This is a genomic window from Streptomyces sp. NPDC051172, from assembly GCF_040682555.1.
In the GTDB taxonomy this organism is placed as follows: Bacteria; Actinomycetota; Actinomycetes; order Streptomycetales; family Streptomycetaceae; genus Streptomyces.
The window spans coordinates 1-2,078 of the sequence record NZ_JBFBBE010000290.1 but is presented as its reverse complement, the minus strand read 5'-3'; the positions used below and the strand labels follow the sequence as shown (position 1 = coordinate 2,078).

Genomic DNA, 2,078 nt, shown 5'->3' with positions numbered 1-2,078 from the left:
CGCGCGTCTCGACTCTCGAGCTAGACCTCTCCGCCCAACGGGAAGCACTCGAGCGCCTCGGAGTCGAGAACAAGGACATCTACTTCGACCACGGCCTGTCGGGAACGACCCGCGCCCGGCCCGGGCTGCGCGAAGCGCTGGCCGCGACCCGGGACGGCGACACCCTGGTGGTGACCAAGCTCGACCGGCTGGCCCGCTCGCTCCCGGACGCGAGGGACATCGCCGACGAGCTCACCACCAAGGGAGTGGCGCTCAGTCTCGGAGGCAGCGTCTACGACCCCAACGACGCCGTCGGCCGGTTGCTGTTCAACGTGCTCGGCATGGTGGCCGAGTTTGAGGCGGACCTCATCCGCCTGCGCACCCGCGAAGGCATGGCCATCGCCAGATCCAAGGGCAAACTCAAAGGCAAGAAGCCCAAGCTCTCGCCCTCTCAGCGCAAGCACCTGCTGACGTTGCACGCCGCCGGCGAGCACACCCAAGCCGAGCTGGCCGAGCTGTTCAACGTCTCCCGCACCACCATCTACCGCGAGCTGCGCCGCACCACGACCGACACCTGACCGCGCCTGCACCGCCACTGAGCGATCACAGAAACCCGCCACCAAGCCATCACATCCACAGGACTGGGTCGCCCGAGTCGTTGCCAAGAACCTATGGGTTGTGGCGGGAGGTTTCGAGAGCGGGGACGATCTCCCACCCCATAGACTCTTGAGTTGTGCCCAGTGCGAAGTACCCCGGTCAAGTCCCTGGAAGTGGTGTAGCCGTCTTCGAGGTTGTAGGGGGCTTGTACCTGTCAGGTCTGCAGGGTCGGCATCACCTCCGTGCTCATCACGGTCTCTTGCTCCGTGGTCAGGGGCTCACGGCACCGGGCGAGCAGTTCCAGGCCGAGATACCGGCGGCCTTCGGCCCACTCATCGGTCTGCTCGGCCAACACAGCCCCGACCAGACGCACCACGGCATCCCGGTTCGGGAAGATCCCCACCGAGTCCGTGCGGCGCCGGATCTCCCGGTTCAGCCGCTCGGCAGGGTTGTTCGACCAGATCTGGGACCACACGTCCCTCGGGAACGAGGTGAACGCGAGGATGTCCTCTCGTGCTGCATCGAGGTGCCCAGCCACCGCGGGCAACCTGTCCTGCACGTAGTCCAACAGGCGCTCGAACTGGGCCTGCACGGCCGGCCCGTCGGGCTGGTCGTACACGCTGTGCAGCATGGCCTTCACCGCCGGCCACATGCTCTTCGGGGTCACGGCCATCAGATTCGCCGCGTAATGGGTGCGGCAGCGTTGCCACACGGCCCCGGGCAGGTTCGCCGCCACGGCTTCCACGAGGCCGCGATGGGAGTCCGAGGTCACCAGTGCCACCCCGGCCAGCCCCCGGGCCACCAGGTCCGCGAAGAACTCGTTCCACGCCGCACCCGTCTCCGTGGTGGCCACCCTCAGCCCGAGGACTTCGCGGCGCCCGTCGGCGTTGACCCCGGTGGCGAGCATGGCCACCGCGTTGATCACCCGCCCGCCCTCTCTGACTTTCATGGTCAGGGCGTCGGCGGCGAGGAACACGAACGGGCCGGCCTCGCCCAGCGGCCGGTGACGGAAAGCCTCGATGTGCTCGTCCAACTCCTGTGCCATCCGGCTGACCTGGGACTTCGAGAGCGAGTCGATGCCCAGCTGCCGTACGAGCTTGTCCATGCGCCGGGTCGAGACCCCGGCCAGGTAGCAGTCCGCGACCACGGTGATCAGTGCGGACTCGGCCCGTTTGCGGCGCTCGAGCAGCCATTCGGGGAAGTACGTGCCGGCCCGGAGTTTGGGGATGGCCACATCGATCGTGCCGGCGCGGGTGTCCAGGGGTCGGTGGCGGTAGCCGTTGCGCTGCGCTGTCCGGTGTTCGGAGGGCTTGCCGTACTCGGCCCCGCAGACCGCGTCAGCGTCGGCGGAGAGCAGTGCGTTGATCACGGTCTGCAGCAGGTGGCGCAGCAGGTCTGGGGAGGCCTCCCCGAGAGCTTCGCGCAGCAGGCGTTCAGGGTCGACAATGTGTGGAGCGGTCATCGTGGTGATGTCCTTTCGAGAGTGCTGTGGAAGGTTCGCT

At 67.5% G+C, this 2,078-nt stretch carries 2 protein-coding genes; one reads left to right on the top strand and one right to left on the bottom strand.

The window, feature by feature from the left end; all coding sequences use genetic code 11:
• On the top strand, positions 1-557 hold a 557-nt coding region (locus AB0N07_RS50425; RefSeq protein ID WP_365847660.1), incomplete at its 5' end, for a recombinase family protein.
• 233 nt (positions 558-790) lie between these two features.
• On the opposite strand, the gene AB0N07_RS50420 is transcribed toward AB0N07_RS50425, so the two are convergent.
• The gene (locus AB0N07_RS50420) at positions 791-2,038 is read right to left on the bottom strand and encodes an IS256 family transposase (protein ID WP_350747015.1); all 1,248 of its coding nucleotides are present in this window, start codon (positions 2,036-2,038) and stop codon (positions 791-793) included.
• Positions 2,039-2,078 lie beyond the last annotated feature (40 nt).